24 protein-coding genes and 1 pseudogene are annotated in these 20315 nt (G+C 66.4%); 7 read left to right on the top strand and 18 right to left on the bottom strand.

From position 1 onward, the window contains the following. Window positions 1-9 precede the first annotated feature (9 nt). Together IEY28_RS05160 and IEY28_RS05155 are read right to left on the bottom strand one after the other, a co-directional pair. Window positions 10-234 carry a DUF7123 family protein gene (locus IEY28_RS05160; protein WP_166970245.1) on the bottom strand — a complete coding sequence of 75 codons (225 nt, stop codon included), beginning with the start codon at window positions 232-234 and terminating at the stop codon, window positions 10-12. Window positions 235-291: 57 nt separating this feature from the next. Next, window positions 292-519, bottom strand: a complete 228-nt coding sequence (locus IEY28_RS05155) for a DUF7525 family protein (RefSeq protein ID WP_227015542.1) — start codon at window positions 517-519, stop codon at window positions 292-294. 89 nt (window positions 520-608) lie between these two features. Here IEY28_RS05155 and IEY28_RS05150 point away from each other — a divergent pair, with 89 nt between their 5' ends. Beyond that, window positions 609-1841 carry an LEA/WHy family protein gene (locus tag IEY28_RS05150; RefSeq protein ID WP_188995150.1) on the top strand — a complete coding sequence of 411 codons (1233 nt, stop codon included), beginning with the start codon at window positions 609-611 and terminating at the stop codon, window positions 1839-1841. A gap of 14 nt (window positions 1842-1855) precedes the next feature. Here IEY28_RS05150 and IEY28_RS05145 read toward each other — a convergent pair. The 9 genes and pseudogenes from IEY28_RS05145 to IEY28_RS05105 form a co-directional block, all read right to left on the bottom strand. Next, window positions 1856-2023 (bottom strand): annotated as a pseudogene (locus IEY28_RS05145) (aldehyde dehydrogenase family protein); the annotation flags it as partial. Between the two features lie 92 nt (window positions 2024-2115). Then, window positions 2116-3150 (bottom strand): phosphate signaling complex PhoU family protein, encoded by a 1035-nt coding sequence (locus tag IEY28_RS05140; protein ID WP_166970241.1) that lies wholly within the window; start codon window positions 3148-3150, stop codon window positions 2116-2118. A gap of 104 nt (window positions 3151-3254) precedes the next feature. Further along, entirely contained in the window at window positions 3255-4328 is a 1074-nt protein-coding gene (locus IEY28_RS05135) for an ATP-NAD kinase family protein (RefSeq protein ID WP_188995148.1), read from the bottom strand. A gap of 205 nt (window positions 4329-4533) precedes the next feature. After that, window positions 4534-5229 carry a competence/damage-inducible protein A gene (locus tag IEY28_RS05130; protein WP_188995147.1) on the bottom strand — a complete coding sequence of 232 codons (696 nt, stop codon included), beginning with the start codon at window positions 5227-5229 and terminating at the stop codon, window positions 4534-4536. A gap of 44 nt (window positions 5230-5273) precedes the next feature. Next, complete coding sequence (locus tag IEY28_RS05125) at window positions 5274-6065, bottom strand: DUF5803 family protein (RefSeq protein WP_188995145.1); 792 nt, start codon at window positions 6063-6065, stop codon at window positions 5274-5276. A gap of 3 nt (window positions 6066-6068) precedes the next feature. Then, a complete protein-coding gene (locus tag IEY28_RS05120) occupies window positions 6069-6740 on the bottom strand; it encodes a DUF2110 family protein (RefSeq protein ID WP_188995143.1) in 672 nt (223 codons plus the stop codon). Next, window positions 6740-7270: a transcription factor E gene (gene tfe / locus IEY28_RS05115; RefSeq protein ID WP_166970231.1), complete on the bottom strand. Its 531-nt coding sequence runs from the start codon at window positions 7268-7270 to the stop codon at window positions 6740-6742. Before tfe ends, IEY28_RS05120 begins: the two co-directional genes overlap by 1 nt. Before the next feature lie 107 nt (window positions 7271-7377). Continuing rightward, window positions 7378-7932: a tRNA (cytidine(56)-2'-O)-methyltransferase gene (locus tag IEY28_RS05110; protein ID WP_188995141.1), complete on the bottom strand. Its 555-nt coding sequence runs from the start codon at window positions 7930-7932 to the stop codon at window positions 7378-7380. After that, the gene (locus tag IEY28_RS05105; RefSeq protein WP_188995139.1) at window positions 7929-8594 is read right to left on the bottom strand and encodes a DsbA family protein; all 666 of its coding nucleotides are present in this window, start codon (window positions 8592-8594) and stop codon (window positions 7929-7931) included. The genes IEY28_RS05110 and IEY28_RS05105 overlap by 4 nt, the downstream gene beginning before the upstream one ends. An 83-nt stretch (window positions 8595-8677) precedes the next feature. Here IEY28_RS05105 and IEY28_RS05100 point away from each other — a divergent pair, with 83 nt between their 5' ends. After that, complete coding sequence (locus tag IEY28_RS05100; RefSeq protein WP_188995137.1) at window positions 8678-9616, top strand: NAD-dependent epimerase/dehydratase family protein; 939 nt, start codon at window positions 8678-8680, stop codon at window positions 9614-9616. A gap of 54 nt (window positions 9617-9670) precedes the next feature. Here the strand turns inward: IEY28_RS05100 and IEY28_RS05095 are convergent, their stop codons facing one another. Further along, on the bottom strand, window positions 9671-10141 hold the full coding sequence (locus tag IEY28_RS05095) for a YbhB/YbcL family Raf kinase inhibitor-like protein (RefSeq protein ID WP_188995135.1): 471 nt from the start codon (window positions 10139-10141) through the stop codon (window positions 9671-9673). Window positions 10142-10216: 75 nt separating this feature from the next. On the opposite strand from IEY28_RS05095, the gene IEY28_RS05090 reads away from it, so the two are divergent. The 4 genes from IEY28_RS05090 (at window position 10217) to IEY28_RS05075 (ending at window position 12832) form a co-directional block, all read left to right on the top strand. After that, a complete protein-coding gene (locus IEY28_RS05090; RefSeq protein ID WP_420842322.1) occupies window positions 10217-10972 on the top strand; it encodes a DUF2797 domain-containing protein in 756 nt (251 codons plus the stop codon). A gap of 63 nt (window positions 10973-11035) precedes the next feature. Beyond that, window positions 11036-12052: a DUF7490 domain-containing protein gene (locus IEY28_RS05085; protein ID WP_188995131.1), complete on the top strand. Its 1017-nt coding sequence runs from the start codon at window positions 11036-11038 to the stop codon at window positions 12050-12052. Next, a complete protein-coding gene (locus IEY28_RS05080) occupies window positions 12049-12372 on the top strand; it encodes a DUF8060 family membrane protein (protein ID WP_188995129.1) in 324 nt (107 codons plus the stop codon). Before IEY28_RS05085 ends, IEY28_RS05080 begins: the two co-directional genes overlap by 4 nt. Before the next feature lie 40 nt (window positions 12373-12412). Beyond that, the gene (locus IEY28_RS05075; protein WP_188995127.1) at window positions 12413-12832 is read left to right on the top strand and encodes a hypothetical protein; all 420 of its coding nucleotides are present in this window, start codon (window positions 12413-12415) and stop codon (window positions 12830-12832) included. Window positions 12833-12919: 87 nt separating this feature from the next. Here IEY28_RS05075 and IEY28_RS05070 read toward each other — a convergent pair whose 3' ends face one another. The 6 genes from IEY28_RS05070 to IEY28_RS05045 all read right to left on the bottom strand — a co-directional run bounded on the left by IEY28_RS05070 (window position 12920) and on the right by IEY28_RS05045 (window position 18181). Then, complete coding sequence (locus tag IEY28_RS05070; RefSeq protein ID WP_188995125.1) at window positions 12920-13270, bottom strand: helix-turn-helix transcriptional regulator; 351 nt, start codon at window positions 13268-13270, stop codon at window positions 12920-12922. Window positions 13271-13298: 28 nt separating this feature from the next. Next, window positions 13299-14036: an NRDE family protein gene (locus tag IEY28_RS05065; RefSeq protein WP_188995123.1), complete on the bottom strand. Its 738-nt coding sequence runs from the start codon at window positions 14034-14036 to the stop codon at window positions 13299-13301. 360 nt (window positions 14037-14396) lie between these two features. Further along, window positions 14397-14654: a hypothetical protein gene (locus IEY28_RS05060; protein WP_188995121.1), complete on the bottom strand. Its 258-nt coding sequence runs from the start codon at window positions 14652-14654 to the stop codon at window positions 14397-14399. A 50-nt stretch (window positions 14655-14704) separates the two neighbouring features. Next, complete coding sequence (locus IEY28_RS05055; RefSeq protein ID WP_188995119.1) at window positions 14705-16186, bottom strand: class I adenylate-forming enzyme family protein; 1482 nt, start codon at window positions 16184-16186, stop codon at window positions 14705-14707. After that, window positions 16179-17225 (bottom strand): mandelate racemase/muconate lactonizing enzyme family protein, encoded by a 1047-nt coding sequence (locus tag IEY28_RS05050; protein ID WP_188995117.1) that lies wholly within the window; start codon window positions 17223-17225, stop codon window positions 16179-16181. Before IEY28_RS05050 ends, IEY28_RS05055 begins: the two co-directional genes overlap by 8 nt. Further along, a complete protein-coding gene (locus IEY28_RS05045) occupies window positions 17222-18181 on the bottom strand; it encodes a 1,4-dihydroxy-2-naphthoate polyprenyltransferase (protein WP_188995116.1) in 960 nt (319 codons plus the stop codon). Before IEY28_RS05045 ends, IEY28_RS05050 begins: the two co-directional genes overlap by 4 nt. 299 nt (window positions 18182-18480) lie before the next feature. On the opposite strand from IEY28_RS05045, the gene IEY28_RS05040 reads away from it, so the two are divergent. After that, a complete protein-coding gene (locus tag IEY28_RS05040; protein WP_188995114.1) occupies window positions 18481-20262 on the top strand; it encodes a PAS domain S-box protein in 1782 nt (593 codons plus the stop codon). Window positions 20263-20315 lie beyond the last annotated feature (53 nt).

Below are 20315 nucleotides of genomic sequence, written 5' to 3'. Positions count from 1 at the left end.
ATCCACCGACTAGCTCGTCGTCACGCGCCACGTCGTCGAGCGGGCGCGGCCCCATTTCTCGATGTCTACCTCGTCTGCCTCCTCTGCCAGACGGGGTAACCGAGCGCCGACCTGTTTCGAGGACAGGCCGAGCTGTGAGGCGATGTTCTTGGCGCGGAAGTAACTCTCACCCCGCGAGACGCTCTCCCGGAGGTACTCCAGAATGCGTCTGTCCTCCTCGCTGAAATCGACCATAGAAGAGGTACGTTCTGAACGGTTTTAATCGTTCCTTTCGGCACCCACCCGCGATCTTCAGGCGTCGTAGACGTGTATCGCGACGAGCGCCAGGCTCGCTGCGAGCATGGCCACGCCGAAGCCGACGCCGCTGTTCAACAACAGCCCGCTCGTATCGAGTTCCTGTGCGTGCCGGATGGCGTAGTTGTAGCTGTTGACGGCCGTCAACACTGCGGCGCCGACGGCGACCACCCCGAACAGGACGCCGAGCCCGATACCCATATCAGTCTGCGATTCCGTCGCCATGCGAGTGAGTTTCCGTGTTGCCCACTTAGTTCATTCGGGCCAGTCACCAGCCACAGGACATATAGCGACAGACGAGAGAGCGCCGTGTAATGTTTAGACTCGGGCGCTTGAAACTGCTCGTCGTCGTCGTGCTCGCTCTCGGCACCGCTGGCGGTGCCGCGTTCGCCCTCGGCGCCGTCGGTGCACCGACCGTCGAATCCGTCGACAACCACTTTGCGGGCGTCTCGAACGAGACGACGGCGGTCCACACGAACCTCACGGTGAACAACCCCAACCCCGTCGGGGTGCAACTCGGCGGGACGGCTGTCGACTACACTGTCGCGATGAACGGCGTCCCGATCGCCAGCGGTGACAAGAGCGGGCTGGCGCTGGCGAAGGGGAACTCGACGCTCGCGTTCGCCACCCAGATGCAGAACGGACAGATTCCGCCGTGGTGGCACACCCACATCGAGAACGGCGAGACCACCGAAGTGACCATCGACGCCGACGTCTCCTCGTCGATGCTCGGCGGTCGCTCGCTCTCGGTTGCGCAGGACAAGACCATCGAGACGGACATCATCGGCCAGTTCAACTCCACCGAGACGCGGCCAGTGAACGCGAACCAGCCACTCGTCTCGGACCCGGTGCTGTACATCAACGAGACTCGCGGGTCGTGGGACCGGGCGAACCTCACGGAGTCCGAGACGCCGATGGACCTCGCCTTTACCGTCTACAATCCGAAACCCTACCCCTACACGGTCTCGAAAATCGGCTACGAGATATCGATGAACGACGTTACCGTCGGGGAGGGTGAGACAGAGCGCGGCTACACCATCGGGCCGGGCCAGACGGAGACTATCGAAGCGGACACCGCCATCCAGAACGGGAACCTCGACCGGTGGTGGGTCACCCACCTCGAACGCAATCAGGTGACGGACCTCTCTATCGACTTCTACCTCGTCCTCGAAGGGGGCGGCGAGCAGTTCCGCATCGACCTAGACGCCATCGACTACGAGACGACCATCGAGACGGATATCTTCGGCAACAAGGCACAGTACCCGACCGGCGAGAACGCGACGACGGCGTCCGACTCGGCGAACGAGTCCGAGTCTGCGACCGAGACGCCGACCCCAACCGAAACTGACGACGGGATTCTGGGCGGTGGCAGCACCGAAACGACGACGGCGACTACCGAGACGGCGACGGACGACGGCGTCCTCGGTGGGAGCGACAGCACCGACACTGCGACGGCCACCGAGGCGGAGACGACGACTGCCACTCCGACGGCGACCAGTACCGAGACGGCGACGGACGACGGCGGCATCCTCGCGCTCGCTCGCTGAGCGCCGCGGTCCCGCTATTCGACCCAGACGGTCTTCCTGTCGACGAACTCCCGGATACCGGGACCCGAGAGTTCGCGGCCGTAGCCGGATTGTTTGATGCCGCCGAAGGGAACCCGTGGGTCCGACTTGACGAGTTGGTTGACGTAGACACAGCCAGCGTCGACGCGGCCAAACACCTCCTCGGTGTCCGCGGGACACCCCGCTGGACGGGTCGCTCTCCGGCGGCATAAGCGCCCGCGCCGTCGCGGCGAAAATCGGCTGATTCCGACGACCGTTACTGGATGGTCGTGTGTTCGGACTCCTCGTCCAGCGCGAGGTTGGTCGCTATCTCCGCGTTCCTGACGGCGTACTCGGCGGTCTGCTGGAGGCTGACGAGCACTTCGCGGACCTGCAGCAGTTTCTGGTTGTCCATCTCCGGCAGGTCGTTGAGGATATCGTGTTCCTTATCGCCGATGTCGGAGTACGCCTCACTGACCTCGATGGCGGTGTCGTAGTTCCGGTTGACGGCGGCCTGTACGGCCATCGCGGTTATCTCGTTGACCTCGTCGGTGAAGTCACGGATGCGCCGCATCGTCGAACTGTCGACGTCGAGGGCGTGGTCGGGCGCTTCCAGCGCGATCTCCGCGATGTCCTCGGCGTTGTCGGCGGTCAGTTCGAGGTTCTTCGCGATAGAGCGGTACCCGATGAGCGGGAAGCCGTCTTCGAGCCCCACCGCCCGCGCGAGATTGGGGTTCTGATAGGAGGTGAAGATGAGGCGAAGCAACAGGACGAAAATCTTGTTGGCCTGCCGTTCCCGGTTCAGCGCCCGCTGGGCGAGGTCGGGGTTGCCGTGGGCGAGCGCCTTGACCGCCTCGTTACGCATGGTCGACCCGGTCGACTCCAGTCGTTCCAGTAGGTTGTCGAGCGTGAAGTCCTCGGGGTCGACCGAACAGCGGATGGTGATGCGCTGGGGGGTCTCCTCGATGACACCCAGCCCCATCAACTGCGTCTCTGCGTTGTAGACGGCGTTGATGTGGGCCGAATCGAGCGTCTGCCCCTCGGGGGCTTCGACGTGGATGATGCGCCGACCGAGGACGTACTGGGCGACGATGGCCCGTTCGACGGCGTCGGCATCGAGGTTCTGGGCGTGGATTATCGCCTCTGACTCCTCGGTCTGGACGGACTCGGGCATCACAGTCAGTGTGCCTTTCCCGCCCATCCGGAGTGACACTTCGTCGCCTTTTTCCACGTCGTGTGCGCTCGCCCACTCCGCCGGTAACGTCATAGCGAGGGTGGAGGGACCGAGGCGCTGGACTTTCCGCGTTTCCATATGGCCTTTCTTATACGCCACCGACCTTAATCTTCACTATACACCAATTAATGCCGACAGTCGAATACAATCACTTGATGTGACCGGCTGTCGACCCACGTCTGTCAGGCGACGACTTCGACGAGACGCCGTTCGTACCGTCCGACGCGGACTTTGAGCCACCCCTCTAGTTCGGCGTCTAACGCCGAGTCGCCGGTGTCGACACGGAGCGTCCCGATGTCGTCGAGTTTCCGACGGGACGCGACGACTTCGACGTCGCAGTGACGGATGACTGCCGGCGAGAGCTGCTGGTTGCCCCGTCCGAAGACGAACCCTTGCCCGCCGATGGGCGAGACGACGATGACGTTCTCCTCGCCGAGTGCGTCCAGAATGTCCGATTCGGCGGCGTCCGCGACGAGCAGGTCCCCGTCCCGCCAGACGTCGACGCCCAGCGTCGTTCCGTCGAACCCCAGTTTCGCTTTGATTGCCCCGACGGTACTCCCGGGTCCAAGCACGTACGTGACGCCCGGGCGAACGCCTTCGGCGACCCCCTCGGCGAGCGTCTCGACGGTGCCGCCGCCCAACTGCTTGGCCGATTGGCGCTGGTCGGCGACCGGGACGGTGGCGACGGCCCGCAGTTCGGTCACCACCTCGCCCCCTCTGAACGCGTCCTCGTCGATGTCGTTGACCTCGGCAGGTTCCGTCTCCGAGAAGGAACCGAGGATGCGTCCGGCCGCGCGGGGCGAGACGCCGAACACCGACGAGTACACCTTGACGCCCGCCGGAACGCCGAGAATCGGCGTCTCGTCGTCCAGTTCGTCGAGCGTCTCTGCCACGTCGACGGCGGTGCCGTCCCCGCCCACGAACCCGATGCCGTCGACGCCGTGGTCGACGAAGGCCCGGACCGCTGCTCTGGTGTCTGCACTCGAAGTCACGTCCGGGTTCTCGGGGTGGCCGACGACCACCGGGTCGAACCCCGCCTCGCGGGCGAGCGAGGCACCCATCGGGTCGCCGTAGGTGAAGAGTTCGACGTCCGCACCCGTGGCTGCAAGTGCTTCGAGTGCGTCGTGTGCCCGGTCCGGGGCGCGCTGTTCGGCCCCGCGCTCGCGTGCTTCGGCGACCTTGCCGTCGGTTCCCTTCAGTCCCACGCGGCCACCCATGCCCGCGATGGGGTTGACCACGACACCGATTCGTCGCATAGCAGTCGGTTGGATACCCGGCGGCAAAAGGCACCCGGGAGCGTGTCTTTCAAGCCACCCGCCACTGAAGTGCCGGTATGCTCGAACTACTGCAGGCGAACGTCCAGACCGGCGTCATCAGTGCCGCCGGGGCGGTCATCACGCTCGGCGGGCTCTTGCTTACAGCACTCTGGCTCCAGTACCTCTACCGCTGAGTCTCGGGGACTCACTCGGTCTCGGGTGCGTCGACTCGCTCGTGTAGCCACGCCGCCGCTTCTTCGACGACGGCCTCGTCAGGCCCCTCGAACCGCACTGTGACGGTCTCGCCGGGATAGCTCCCGACCTTGACGGGGAACCGCTCTTGTACCGCCGCGAGTCTGTCGAGGAGCGCGCTCTCGGGTTCGGCGGCGTCGACGGTCCGGACGTACTGTTTCTGGCCGCTGAACTCCCCGGCCACTTCCTCGAACATCCGCTTCATCTCGTCGGGAACGCCGGGAAGCACGTAACACTGTTCGACTACACATCCGGGAGCGACTCCCTCGTGATTCGGGAGGACGCGACTCCCCTCCGGCACCTCGCCCGTGCCGTCGGTGAGGTCCTCACGGGTGTAGCCGCCGTGTTCTTCGAGCCACGCCAGGGCCGCCTCGCTCTCGACCACGTCACGACCGAACGCGGCCGCGACACCGTCTATCGTCACGTCGTCGTGGGTCGGACCGAGGCCGCCGGTCACGATGACCGCGTCGTACTCGGCGTGATACTCGTTGACGACCCGTGCGATGTCGGCGATCCGGTCCGGGACGACGGTCGTTCGCTCGACGGTGACGCCGCGGTCGGCTAGCTGTCGGCCCAGCCACGCCGCGTTCGTGTTGACCGTCTCTCCGGCGAGCAGTTCGTCTCCGACCGTGACCACCGCGACGCGCATACACCGGGGTACGGTGTGGCGATACAAATACTGTTTGTCGTCCGTCAGCGCATTCCCGGCGGCGGACCGCGGTCCCGCGGGTCGTCGTCCTCTTGCTCCTCTTCGAGGTCGATGCCAGCCTCCTTGCGCTTTCGTTTGACCGCCTGCAACTGTCGGTAGTAGTACAGCGTGCCGCCGCCACCGATCAGGATAGCCACGAGGGCGAGGCCACCGAAGATGAGCAGGTCGCGTTCGAGATAGTACCTGACACTCACCTGTCGGGCTTCGACCGGTTGGGACCACCGCACGGTCATTCGGTTGGTCTCCCCGTCGACGCCGGTCTCGTAGCCGCCGGGACTGACCTGCGAGAGCATCGGGATACCGACCCGAGCCCCCGGTGGCAGTGTCACCTGATAGGTCGCACCATCGAGGTGGGTCGGTGTCGCGTAGGACTTCCCGCTGCGCGGGGCGCTGTAGGCGACCTGTCCGGTGACGTTGCCCGGGAGCCGGATGGTCGTTTGACTCCCGCCACGGGTGGCGTTGAGCGACGAGTTGGCCTCCGTGATGACGGTGCCGTTCGCGTAGCGGAACTTCAGCGCCCGAATCGGGACGGCCTGTTCGCGCCCGAGGCCGTCGCGGTCGTACACCTCGAAGGTGTCGTTGTTTCGGACGTCGTAGACCGCTCTGTACGACGATCGGTCGAGGACGACAGACGCGTTTGACTGCGTGTCCCAGTCGTAGGTGGCGTTCTGGTTGAGTTGGTTCGGGTCGATGTTCTGTTGCCCGAATATACCACTACAGCCAGAGAGCGCGACCAGCGCGACGATACCGAGGAGAGCGAGGTGGCGACGTTGCATAGCTCAGGGAACGACGGCGAGGAGTTCCGATTGCATGAACCGGCCGATGTCGGACAGGATGCCCGGCGCGTCGGTGTCGGGGTTACAGACGATACTCTGTTCGAGGAGGCCGATGCGCTCGACGGTCACGATGTCCTGTGCGTGGCCGGCCCGATTGACCGTCGCACGGGCGTTCGACCGGGTGACGCTGTTGGCGTTGACCCGACCGTTCCCGCGCGACCAGTCGTAGAGGCGGTCGACTTCCTCGTCGGCGAGTCGCGGGTCGTCGCCGGCGACGAAGCGAAGCGGCATGTGCTGGACGACGCCGAACCGCTTGCGAATCTGGGCGGGCGACCCCTGTCCGAGGTTCAGGTTGTCCGCGGGGATGCGGACCTCCTGCCCGAACCCGACGTCTAAGACGAACCCGTCGTCGTCCCACGAGTCGAGGGTTCCGACGTACGTCTCGCCGTCCTCGTGGGAGGTGACCATCTCGCCGAACTCCTCACGCAGGAGGTTCCGGGCGACGGTGGCGTCGGGGCCGTCGACGGTGACCGTCGGGAAGTCGTCCTCCCGGTGGCCGATGTCGAACGTCACGTCCAGGTCGCCGAGTTCGTTGGCGACCAGCGACCGCAGGCCGTCGAGCGCACGGTCACGAGTATCGCCCGTGACGTACACTTTGGTTCCGAGGACGACCATCAGGCCTCAGCTTCCGTCTCGACGTTCAGTTCGTCGCGCAGTTCGTCGATGCGCTCCTCCATGGCGGTCACGAGGCGGGTGTTCTCCATGGCGTCGATCTGGTTGCCACACTCGGGGCACTCGAAGCCGAACTCCATCGCTTCCCCGAACTCGAAGCGGATGCCGCAGTGCTCACAGAGATAGAACTCGTTGTCGCGCTCGTACTGACGGCGCTCTTCGAGGCCGTCGAGCAGGCGGTACATCTCCTCCTCTAGTTGTTCGGGTATCTTGTCGTACTCGAACGTCCAGAGGTAGGTGAGCCACCCCGAGTCCTCGTCGCGGAGGCGTCGATACGACGCCAGATCGTTCTCGTAGAGGATGAACAGCGCTCGGCGAACGTCGTTGAGTTCGAGTCCGAGCTCCTCGGCCAGTTCCTCGTCGGTCACTTCGCCGTCCGGCGGCGCGGCGGCGACCGGCATCCCTTTCGGTCCGACTAGCTCGTGGAGGTACTTCTGTATAACCGGGTCCTCCAGGAGATCCTCAAAAGCCATTATCCGTGTCTCGGTGGGTCACGTGGTTAAAACCTCCGGCTTGCTCGCTGGCGATCACGCCCCGGGATTCGTAAACGCGGTGCGTTTGCGCACCGTCGGGTCGCTCGCTACTCGTCGGCTTCGGCCTCGTCGGGGTCGACCACGCGCTTGCCCGTCTCCATCGGGACGACGACCCGGTCCGGGTCGTCCCACTCCCGGTCGAGTTCCCGCCCCTCGAACAGGCGGTCTAAGAACACCGCGAGCGAGGCCACTTCCGAGTGGGGCTGGTTCGTCACGCCGACGTTGTAGTCCGCGTTCTCGTACACCTCGAAGGGGACCTTCTCGGCGCCGACGACCAGCAAGAGCGGCCCCTCGGCGTGTGCCTCGCGGACGTCGTCTTCCACGTCCTGGACCGGTTCGCCGTACATCGTGAGGTGGACGACGGTGCCCTCGAAGTCGCGGATGAGCCGTTTGGGTTCCTGCGTGACGTCTACCTCGAAGGGGCCGCCGAACCGCTCGGTGATGTCGACGATGGTGTCGGTTCGATCGCGGGCCGACCCCGCCATCACCACGCGGTCGGCGCCCAGCGCACGGGCGGTGAGGCCGACGTGGGTTGTCATGCGCTCGTCACGGCCGGGACGGTGGCCCAGTCGCAGCACCGTGACTTCGTGGTCGTCGCTCATCCGTTCAGCGCCGACTGGATGGCGTCCCGGACGGGTGCGTAGGCTATCTCTTGCCACTCGACCGGTTGGTCGTTCACGAGGACCGTCGGGGTGCCGCGCAGCCCCTTCTCGACGGCCCTGTCGCGGTCGGCCTGTACCGTCGGGTCGTAGGTCCGATCCGTGGCGGCCTTGCGAACGGCGTCGCCGCCGACGTCGAGGCCGTCGGTGAGTTCGGCGTACACGTCCGGACCGAGACGGCTCTGGTTCTCGAACAGTCGCTTCGAGTAGGTGAAGTAGGCGGCGTCGCCCGCCGCGTCCTGCACCTTGCGGGCGGCGTTTGCCGCCTGCCACGAGACGGTCTCGTCGACCGGAATCGGGAAGTCGTGGAACTCGTAGCGAACCGTCCCGTCGGCGAGGAAGTTCTCTTGAACCTTCGGGAAGACCGTCTGAGAGTACGTCTTGCAGTGGGGACAGGCGTAGTCCTCGTAGGCGGCGACGGTCACGTCGGCGTCGGGGTTGCCGGCGACGGGTGCCGAGAGGGGCTGTCCGCTCGCAGTGGGGACCGAACGGTCGTCGGACCCGTCGTCTCCGGACTCCCCGGACCCTCCGGAGAGACAGCCAGCAGTTGCGCCGGTGAGGGCGACGCTTCCGGCGAGGAATCCGCGGCGGCTGAGTCGCGTCATATCCCCTACTCGCCCCGGCAGCTATAAAACGGCGTTCATCGCGGTACCGGAACGCTATTTGACTACCCGCGTCGACCCCGAGTATGCACCTCGAAGGCCAGCACATCGTCGTCACGGGCGGTGCGGGCTTCATCGGCTCTCACCTCGTCGAACGCCTCGTCACGGACAACGACGTCCTCGTCGTCGACGACGGCTCGAACGGCCGGCGCGAGTGGGTCCACGACGACGCGACGTTCGTCGAGGGGGACCTGACCGACCCCGCCGTCGTCGCGGACACAGTCACGGCTGACACCGACCTCGTGGTCCACCTCGCCGCCTCGAAACTCGTCGACACCGACACGCCGCGCCGTCAGTTCACGGACAACAGCGAGATCACGTACAACCTCCTCGAACGGATGGACGAGGTAGGCGTCGAACGCCTCGTGTTTACGTCGTCTTCGACTGTGTACGGCGAGGCGCCGCGGCCGACGCCGGAGGACTACGCGCCGCTGGAACCCATCAGCGTCTACGGCGCGACGAAACTCGCAGAGGAGTCGCTCGTCTCGACGTACGCCCACAGTCACGACCTGCAGTCGTGGGTGTTCCGCTTTGCCAACATCGTCGGCCCGCGCCTGCGCGGTGCGGTCGTCCCGGACTTCGTCGAGAAGTTGCGAGAGAACCCCGAATCGCTGACCATCCTCGGCGACGGCCGCCAGCAGAAGTCCTACATGCACGTCTCGGAGTGTATCGAGGCCATGGTCTACGCCGTCGAACACGCCGACGCCGACCACAACGTGTTCAACCTCGGCACGCGCACGACGACCTCCGTCGACCGCATCGCCGACATCGTCGCCGACGAGATGGGCGTCGACCCCGAGTACGAGTACACCGGCGGTGACCGTGGCTGGACCGGCGACGTCCCCCGGATGCGCCTCTCCATCGACAAACTCGCCGCGCTGGGCTGGGAGCCGTCCCAGTCGAGCGACGACGCGGTGCGGCAGTGCGCCCGCGAACTCCTCGACGAACTCTATAGTAACAATTGAAACGATTCACACACCGACCGCACCGCCATCGTGCGGTCGGGTGTGCATTGATTTTCAATGGCTACTATAGTTCGCGGGATAGGTCCCGGTCAGTTCGGCTTTCCCGACCATGTGGCCGCTGGCGGCGTCGTAGACGTCGTCCTTGCTCGCGCCGCGTTTGAGGTCGAGCGTCGTATCGAGTGCGTACAGGAGGAACCGGTAGGTGTGTTCGCGGTCCGGCGGGTTCGGCCCACCCCACCCGACTTCGCCGAAGTCGTTCTGCCCCTCTAGTGCGCCGCCGGGCGTCGTGCCCTCGGGGACTTCGCCGACGTCGGGTGGGATGTTCCACACGACCCAGTGGTCCCACACTTTCCCGGCCGGTTCCTTCGCGTCGGGGTCGTCGACGACGAGGACCAGCGACTCGGCCCCGTCGGGGACGTTGTGTATCTCCAGTGGCGGACTCGTGTTCGCCGACGCGTAGCCGTACTCCTCGGGGATGCGCTCGCCGTCGTCGAACGCCGGACTGGTGAGTTCGAGGTCTGCCATACTCGAGAGTTCTCACCCGAACGACAAAAACGTCATCCCGGTAGCCCTTTGCCGGTCGCTCGCCAACGCCCGGCCGTGCAGGTCGTCGGGTACCACTCTCGCGTCGAAGACCACGCCGCACTGCTCCTCGCCGACGAGGGGGCGGTCACCGTCGAGCGACTGGACCCGGGGACCGAACTCACGTACGCACTGGGCGAGCGCCACTGTGCCGGTGCCGTCGACGGCGAGCGACACTACGCTTGCGACGGGGCGGACGCGCCGTACTGCCCGGAACACACGAGCAGGTGGCCCTGCGCCCGGTGTACCGGCGACTGCAACAAACCTATCGAGGCCTGCGACGAGGAACACGCCGTCTATCTGGCGGTGTTCGCGCCGGACACGGTCAAAGTGGGCGTCACGCGGTCGTGGCGCCTCGAAACCCGGTTGCGAGAGCAGGGGGCCGACCGAGCGGCCCACCTTCGGACCGTCGCCGACGGCCGCATCGCCCGCCAGATAGAGGCCGACGTCGCCACCGACCTCGGTGACCGGGTCCGCGTCCCGACGAAGGTCGCCGGCCTCCACGAGTCCGTCGACGAACAGTTCTGGTCGACCCTCTTAGACGAGTACGAGACGCTTGCGACCTACGACTTCGACTACGGTCTCGCCCTCACCGAGCGACCGATGGCGGAGACGCTCGCCACGGGGACGGTCCGCGGGACGAAAGGCCGCGTCGCCGTCCTCGACAACAACGGGAGCACGTACGCCGTCGACTTGCGTGCCCTCGTCGGCTACGAGGTGACTGACGGCGGCACCGACCGGGACCTCCAGTCGAGTCTCGGCGCGTTCGGGTGAGTTCAATCCGCGCCCGTAGAGTCATACACAAAACATATGCCGGGCGGTGTCGCGCTTACACTCGTGCGACGCGAAGTACTACTCGCTGGGGCCATCGCCCTCCTCACGCTGACGATGGTCGCCAGTGCGACAGCGGTCCCCGGCATCCTCTCGGAACCCACCGAGGACGTCCGTCCGAGTCACCTCGACCTCCGAGAGTCCTACGTCGATGCCCCCGACGTCTCCGGCGAGACGGTGACGCTCTCGCTCACGTCCAGCCTCGAACACCGAGGTGGGGCGGCCGAGAACGTCACCGTCGTGACGCGGGCTATCGACGCCGACACCGGACTGGTAGCGACGACGGAACGACAGTCACTCGGTAACGTCAGCGGCGACCGAGACGTCTCCTTCACACGGAACCTCACCGTCGAACGAGACGGCGACTACCGTATCGAGACGACAGTGTACGAGGACGGCCGCCGCGTATCCGTCCAGCGGCGGATGGTCAGGAACGTCGACGCCCTGACGCCGGCGTACGCTCGCTCGACGGTCTCGTTCCATCGGTTCGAGAACACCAACACGCCGCTCCGGGCCATCTCGTACCGTATCGCCGACGTCGAGAACAACGAGACGACGCTGAACGTGACGGCGTATCTCACCAACAGCGGCGACGATTCGGCCGGCGGCCTCTCGCTCCGGATGCGCGCCCGGCAGGCGGAGTCGAACGTCGTCGCCGACGCGTCGGCGCTCGAAGTGGGGCAGATTCGCCCCGGCCGGACTCGGACGGTCAGTACGGAGTTGACCGTCCCCGACGGCTACAACTACTGGTTGGACGGCATCCTCCAGTCGGACGGCGTCATCGTCGCCACGGAGAGCGCACCCGCGAACCTCGACCCGCAGGAGACGCTGACCGAAAACGAGACGCGCCGCGACGTCGGGTTCGACTCCGGCGACTTCGAAGAGGCCGCGACAGAGGAACCGCGAATGGAAGAAACACACGAGCAGACGACTGTCGGCGGGGGCGGTCCCGGATTCACCGCACTCGCCGCGCTGGTTGCACTCGTCGTCGCGACGCTCGGACTCGCACGGAGACACGCATGACCGAGGAACCCACCACCGAATCGACCGCACCGACCGACCAGAAACGGGGCGGCCCCTCTGCACCCCCTGGGTCGCCCGAGAACCGAAATCCGTCGGACGACGAGAGTCGCTCCGCCGTCGAGTATCTCGAGTGGGCGGCGCTGACCGTCCTCGTCGTCGTCGCCCTCATCGCCACGTTGCGGTTCTACTTTTCGGTGTCGGCGGCCGTCGATACGTTCGTCACCCACCGGTACCGACCGCTGTTCATGGCGGGATTCAACCTCGTCGTCCTGCTGGGCTGTGGTATCGGCCTCTCGGCGCTCGTGCGCCGGCTGGCCTGACACGACAACCCTTTTCAGCGGCCCAGCCGAACCCGGAGGCATGGCAGACGACGAACCCGAGAACGCCGACGAGGCGGCCGAATCGAGCGAGAACGGCGACGAAGAGAAGTCCTTCCGCGAGCGCGTCGAGGAGATACGTCAGAAGCGCGCCGAGGAGCGCGAAGAAGGCGAAGAGGGCGAGATGAGCCGCGAAGAGCGCATGGAAGAGATGATGGGCGGTGGCGGCGGCCCCGGCGGCATGGGCGGCGGGGGCAACCCCTTCGCACAGATGATGGGCGGCATGATGGGCGGCGGCCCAGGCGGCCCCGGCGGCATGGGCGGCGGGCCGCCCGGACGCGGCCGCGAGGAAGAGAGCGGGAGCGACAACGAGGAACTCACCCGCGAAATCCGGAAGCTCCGCGACGAGGTCCACGACGTTCGGCGCTCGCTGGACCGCATCGCCGACGCACTCGAAGAGTAGTCGCGGCGGCGTTTCTCTCTTTCACCGTTCGGATAGCCGCTGCTCGGCCTGTGGTCTCGTGTACCGAGGAAAACGGGAACCGGCCGGTCAGTTCTGGTACGCGAGGTTCATGACCCACTGGGAGAAGGCGTCGTCGTGTGGGTCGACCTCCTCGTCGCCGATGAACGGCGACAACTGGTCGCCGGCCATCAGCAGCGAGAAGTCGAGGTCGCGGGCCGCGGGCGTGAGATGGTACGTGTTGTGGCCCTCGTAGACCGTCTCCTCGCGCTGGATGAGCCCCTTCTCGAAGAGGGATTCGACGATACGACTACCCTTCCGGGAGGAGACGTCTAACTCCTTCCAGAAGTCGCTCTGATGGATACCGCCGGACTCGCGGATGAGTTCTAACCCGGCTCGCTCGTCCTCAGAGAGGTCCGCCTCCGACGCTGCCGAACTCATTATGTTACCAACACCGACGGTCGGGCGCTTAAATCTGGCCTTCGACCGGGTGGTACTCGGTGGTGCAGGGCGGCCCCGCCGCGAACTCGTAGCGGCGGTGCTCCCCTAGCGCGATGAGCGACGACGAGCGGGTACCGAAGCCGTCGCCGTGGACGCAGACGCCGTAGTCGTGGTCCGCGATGGTCTCGCTCGTGCGGTCCAGCCAGTCGTCGAGGCCCTCGCCGGGGTCGACCTGTATCGCCTCACGGAGGCGGTCGGCGTTGACGGCCTGCTGTTCGCCCACGTCGGGACGGTGGCCCGGGATACGGTAGTCGCCGTCGGCGCCGACGTTGACGACCACGTGGACGCCGGGCTGGAAGTTCCGCACCGCGAGTTGCCCGTCCCACTCCAGCAAGAGGGCGGCGTTCTCGTCGGCCAGCAGGAGGTTGAAGCCGTCGTACTCCGCCTCGCGGGTGGCCCGCTCGACGGCGCGGGCGGCGTCCTCGGCCGTCTCGTGGCCCAGACAGTCCCGGACCAGCAGGCCGCGGGAGCGCTCACCGGCGAGGTCGGCGTCGACCCAGCGGTTGGTGACGGCCGCCAAGAGGCCGTGTTCGTTGTAGCCTTCCCACGTACCGTTGGCTTCTGAGTCGGCTGGCGCGACGACGCGGGCCCCCCAGTGTCGGACTGCCGGCGGTTCCGAGGGGCGGTCGACGCGTTCGTCACGGTTGGCCGCGAAGGCCACGGGCGTTCCCTCGAACACCTGCCACGCGAGGACTATCGTACACACGCTCAGGGATAGGCCATCGAAGGTCAAAACGGCTGTGCCGGCTGCGGCGCATATCTCCACACATCACCACCCTTCGACCCGGAGAACCAGGCTGAAGTGCGCAACGCAGTTGAGGCGTCCTTCGAGTTCGAAAGAATCACAACAAGGACCTCGACGTGGTCCACTTTAGTTCAGCCGGACAATTCGACGGGTGTGTCACAGACCTGGGGTGTATGTCGAGTGAGACTGTCGGGTGCGAGATCGACGCCTACGCGGACCAGACCTACGATCGATACCTTTGGTAACGGATTGAACTGGGCGGACGATTTTTTTCAATCCAGTGGGCTGATTATCTCAGAATCGGTTGCGGAAAGACCGACGCTATCCAGAACGGGAGTGGAGGGTGTGAAGGTTTTTCGCCGCCATGACGAGGAGTCCGACGGCGACGAGCGTCGCCAGCGCGAAGAGGCCCCAGTCTGGTGAGTGGCTCACGCTACCGACGCCGAGTCTGTCCGGCGACGCGGGGGCTGTCCCGCCGGATCCGCCGGTGACTGCCAGGATATTGCCGCCCACGACGAACGCTCCCACCAGTATCACGACGACGTTGAGCAGCGTGTATATTGCATCTCGTATGTCCATATTTCATACACTACTCGTGAAATGATAACTCTTCTCGCTACCGTTCGCATTCAGTCCCCGAGCGACGCCCGGACCGCGTCCCGGTCCACAGTCCCTGAGGCCGTCCGTGGGAGCGCGTCGACCACGTCCACCGTCTTCGGCACCTCGTAGGGTGCAAGTTCGTCTCGGCAGTAGTCGCTGACGCGCTCGGCCGTCACGTCGCCGACCACCAGCGCCGCGACGCGTTGGCCCCACTCCTCGTCGGCCAGGCCGACGACGGCGGCGTCCTCGACGCCCGGACAGTCCCTGATAGCGTCGGCGACGACGCTGGCGTCGACGTTTTCGCCGCCCGTGACGATGCGGTCGTCCACGCGGCCGAGGACCCACAGCCGTCCGTCCTCGTCGCGGTAGCCGATGTCCCCCGTGTGGAAGCCGTATTCGCCGAATGCCGCCTCGGTCCGGTCCGCGTCGAGGTAGCCCGGCGTGACCGTCGGTCCGTCGACGACGAGTTCGCCCCGCTCGCCGGGGCCGACCGGGTCGCCGTCGTCGACGACGGTCACGTCGGTACAGACGAGTGGCTGGCCGACGGTGTCCCGATGATCGAACGCCGTCTCGGGGAGCGCAGTAGCTATCTGGGAGGCGGTTTCGGTCATGCCGTAGGTCGGACAGACCGGGACGCCGCGCTCGCGGCAGCGGTCTATCAACGCTGGACTCGCCGGACCGCCACCGAGCAACACGAACCGGAGTTCGGAAGCGGGCGTCCACCCGGAGTCGACTAACCGTCGGAGCATCGTCGGCACGAGCGAGACGCCGGTCACGTCGCACTCGGACAGCACGCGGGCCGTCTCGCTCGGGTCGAACTCGCGCTGGACGACCACCGTCGACCCGTAGAGCGCGGTCCGGACGAACGGTGCCAGCCCGCCCATGTGGTAGGTCGGCAGGCAGACGAGCCACCGGTCCGACGGCGTCACGCCGAGGCGGAACGCCGAGGCCGTGGCGCTGGCGACGAGGTTGCCGACGGTCAGTCGCACGCCCTTCGGGTCGCTCGTCGTCCCCGAGGTGAAGAGGACGAGTTGCGTCGTATCGCGGTCGACTTCGACCGGGTCGACTCCGCTAGTGTCCGACTGCATGGCGTTCACGCCGGTCCGTTCCGGGTCGTCGACGGAGACCACGGGACAGTCTGCGACCCGAGCGGCCAGTGCTTCCGTCTCGCGTTCACAGACGAGGAGGTCGGCATCGAGTGTCGTCAGTTGTGCAGAGAGGCTGCTCGGGTCGAGGTCGACGTTCAGCGGCGCGAGGGTGGCACCGACCCGCATCGCGCCGAACAGCAACGGCCCGACTGCGGGCCGGGTGTCCACGAGCGTCGCCACTGTACCGCCGGGAGTGGCACAGAGTTCGGCGACCGTCACGGCCGCGTCGCCCGCCCGGGCGTCCAGTTCGCGGTAGGTCGTCGCCTCGCCCGTATCGGCGTCGACCGTCGCGATGCGCTCCGGCGTCGTCCGGACTCTGTGGGTCAGCAAGTCGCGAGTCGGCCACTCGACCGGGTCACGCATCGGGACCCACCTCCGCGGGGTCGACGCCGAGTCCGGCCGATTGTGGGACCGACATCCGGCCGTCGGACACCGTCGCGGGGTCGGGCGCGAGGTCCGTCGCCAACCGGTCGCCGGTGGCGAGGCCGCACGCGCTCACGTCGGGTATCGCGGCGGCGACGTGGAGCGCTGCGAGGCGGGCGACGACGCCGTCGATGGTCGTCGTGACGACGGGGTCGACGCCCCGCTCGCGGGCCCGCATCGCCAGCGTGTGGGCGTTTCCGGGGCCGCCCAGTACCATCGGTTTGAGAACCAACACGTCGGCGGCGTCCGCATCGAGTATCGCGTGGACGCGCCGGTCGACCAGCGACTCGTCCAGCGCGACGCCGACCGACCCGCCGCGAAGGCTCGCGTGCCCTTCGATGTCGTCGGCAGCGAGTGGCTGTTCGACGTACTCGACGCCGAACGACGCTAACTCCTCGAAGGCCGTCTCGGCCTCGTCCCGGGACCACGCGCCGTTCGCGTCGGCCCGGAGCGTCACGTCGTCGCCGACGCAGTCCCTGACCGCCCGTATTCGCTCGACGTCGTCAGCGACCGGTCTGGCACCGACTTTCACCTTACAGCAATCAAAGCCGGCGTCGACGGCGTCGGCGACGGCGTCGGCCGTCTCCTGTGGTCGGCCGTCCCCGACGGTGGCGTTGACTGGAACGGACTGGCAGCGCCTGTCGGGGTCGAACCACCGATACAGCGGCACTCCGTCGGCGCGGGCGTCGGCGTCAAGCAGTGCCGTGGCGAACCCGTGACGAGCAGCGGGCACCGCCGCCGCGTCGAGGGCCAGCATCGCGGCGGTGTGGCCGCCGTCCGCTTCGGCCGCGGCGGCGTCCGCCAATCCCGAGCGACACGCGTCGAGCGACTCCGTCCACCCCGGGAGCGGCGTCGATTCCCCGACGCCCGTCTCCCCGCGGTGGTCGTAGCGGACGACGACACCCTCGCGTTCGGCGATGGTTCCGTCGGCGGTGGCAAGCGGCCGCTTCAACCGGAGCGAGAACGGGGTCGTCCTCATAGTAGCGTCGGGAGTGCGAGGCCGGCCGCAAAGAGGAGCGAGTGGAGAAACAGCGTCTGTCCGATTCGCTCTAGGGCCGGGTTGAGTGCGGTTCCGTCGGTGTTTGTCAGGACCGTCTTCCCCGTCTTCGCGGCCAGTGGCAACGAGAACAGCGGTGCCAGTGCCGGCAGTCCGTAGGTCGGGTCGAGGGCGAAGACCACCGGGACGACGTAAGCCATGCCGACGAGAGCGAGGAACTCGACGCGGCTCCACCGATAGCCCATGTAGACGGCCAGGGTCTTCTTGCCGGCGGCCATGTCCGTCTCCCGGTCGCGGACGTTGTTGACCACGAGAATGGCCGTCGAAAGGCCGGCGGCGGGCAGACTTGCGACGACTGCGGCCACCGTGAGACTCCCGTCGGGAAGGGTCATCGGGAACGTGCCGACCTCCGGTATACGCGACACCGCCTGCACGTAATACGTCCCGGTGACGGCGACGAGGCCGAAGTAGAGGAAGACGAACAAGTCGCCCAGACCGCGGTAGCCGTAGGGGAACGGGCCGCCGGTGTAGAGGATGCCGGCGGCGATACCCGAGAGACCGACGACGACGATGGGGAGGCCACCGATGGCGACGAGGGAGACGCCGACGACGACGGCGAGGCCGTACGTCAGTATCATCGCCCGCTTGACCGCGTCGGGTTCGATGAGACCGCCCGCCGTCACCCGGGTGAACCCCTCTCGTTCGTCCGTGTCGGCGCCTTTGATGGCGTCGTAGTAGTCGTTCGCGAAGTTCGTCCCCACCTGTATGAGGAGGGCCCCGACGAGCGCCGCAAGCGCCGGGAACAGTGCGAAGACGTCGGCGTGGACCGCGAGTCCGGTCCCGACGACGACCGGGGCGGCCCCGGCGGGGAGCGTCTGTGGCCGGGCGGCCATCAGCCACGCCTTCCGCTTCGAGACGTCGGCCGTCGCTGTACTCATTGTCGCGAACTCGGGACGCTATCCTCAAAGCGACTGTGGTTCACACCGTCTCGTCCGACGCCTCGAATCGTGCTCCGGAGAAATTGACAACCAAATGCTACAAAATGGCTACACTTTTGCCGCCTGCCCCGGTATCGTAAGTGTGACCGACGCCGATACCGACTGCGTCTCGTCCGGCGTCCCCAGCCTCGGTGAGATACTGTCCCGCTGGCGATACGGTATCACGGTCGGTGAACGATCCGGCGACTGCCGCGGTAGCCTGACCGGGGCCCCGACCAATCGGATCGAGTAACAAACAGATGCCCCCCACCTACCACCCGCTCACAGCGACGTTCGACCGGGGGCCGGTGCGGGTGGCGTTGCTCGTCGAGAACGACGAGGACCGGGAGTTACTCGCGGACCGACTCGAAGACCACGAGGTGGTGACACCGGCGTCGCTGGCGGATCTCCCCCAGTTCGACGTCTGTCTGGTCGATACCGCGACGTATCCCCGAATCGAGGACCAACTCGCCCGTCGGAAGGCCGACGCGGACCCGAAGTTCGTCCCAGTGTTGCTGGTGGTCGGGGCCGCTGTCCCCGAACACGCGGTCCAGACGCTACCGGAGGCCGTCGACGAGGTGCTGGTGATGCCGACGTCGAAGGCGGTGTTCCGGGGCCGTCTCGGGTCGCTGCTGCGTATCAGGCGCCAGTCGGAAGATCTGGCGCTGTTCCGTCGAGCGATGGACGACGCGCTTACGGGCATCACTATCGCTTCGGCCCGAGACGACCAGCCATTGCGGTACGTCAACGACGCGTTCGTCGAGATGACTGGCTACGACCGCTCGGAGATACTCGGTCGGAACTGCCGGTTCTTGCAGGGGCCAGACACCGACCCGGACCCGGTCCGGGAGATGCGCGAGGCCATAGAGCGAGGAGAGGGCGTTACTGTCGAACTCCAAAACTACCGGAAGGACGGCACGCCGTTCTGGAACCACGTCGAGATAGCCCCGGTGTACGGTCGCTCGGGGCCGACACACTTCGTCGGCTTCCAGCAGGACATCACCGACCGAGTCGAGCGAGCCCGGAACCTCCGCCAGCACGAACAGATAGTCCGTGCGGCGAGCGACCCGATATACTCGCTCGACGCCGACCTCCGGTTTACGCTGTTGAACGAGGCGACCGCAGAACTCTGTGGCCGCGCTCCGGACGAACTGACCGGCGAACACGTCCGGTCGGTGCTGGGACGGACACACGCCGCTGCGCTCTCCCGCGCCATCCTCAACTTGGCCGCGGAAGACACACCACAGACGACCATCGAAACGACGATACGGAACACCGAGGGTCGAGACAGGCGGTTCCAGACGGCCGTCGCGATGCGTCCGGCGTCCGAGTTCGACGGCGTCGTCTGCGTGAGTCGTGACGTGACCAGCCACCGCGAACGGGGGTACCGCCTGTCGGTGTTGGACCGCGTCCTCCGGCACAACCTGCGCAACAAACTCCACGTGGTCCTCGCACAGGTGGAGTTTATCAGAGAGGCCAGCGACGACGAGGTGGTCCGGACGTCGGCGGCGGCGATCGAGCGAGTGGCCGCTGAACTGCTAGACCTCGGTGACACTGCCAGAGAGTTCCACGACACGCTCGACCCGAATTCGACCGACCACGTCGGGCCGATAGACGTCGTTCCGCACGTCGACCACGTCGTCGAAGAGGCGGGGCTGAGTCACGCCAACGGCACTATCCTCGCGAACACGCCCGAGGAAGCGTGGGCACGGGCCCACAGCTCGCTGGAACTCGCACTCGGCGAACTGGTGGAAAACGCCTTCGAGTACGGCCACCCGTGTGTCACCGTCGTGGTCGACGTGACCGTCGAATCCGACACCGTCGTCGTCACCGTCACCGACGACGGACCGGGGATGCCCGACGAGGAGCGAGAGGTCCTCGCCGCCGGGATGGAGTCAGACCTCAAGCACACGTCGGGGCTGGGTCTGTGGTTCGTCCGCTGGATGGCGATAAACAGCGAGGGCTCTTTCGACATCCGCGACAACGACCCGACCGGGACCGTCGTCGAACTCACGTTCCCGCGTACAGAGCCACCGGCGTGACTCGCCGCCGGAACCGGCAACTGTTACACGTTCCCTGACGCCTCTCACCCGAC

Source organism: Haloarcula pellucida, assembly GCF_014647235.1.
Lineage (GTDB): Archaea > Halobacteriota > Halobacteria > Halobacteriales > Haloarculaceae > Haloarcula > Haloarcula pellucida.
Note: the sequence above shows the minus strand (reverse complement) of the source record. Positions and strands in the feature narration are given on the sequence as shown.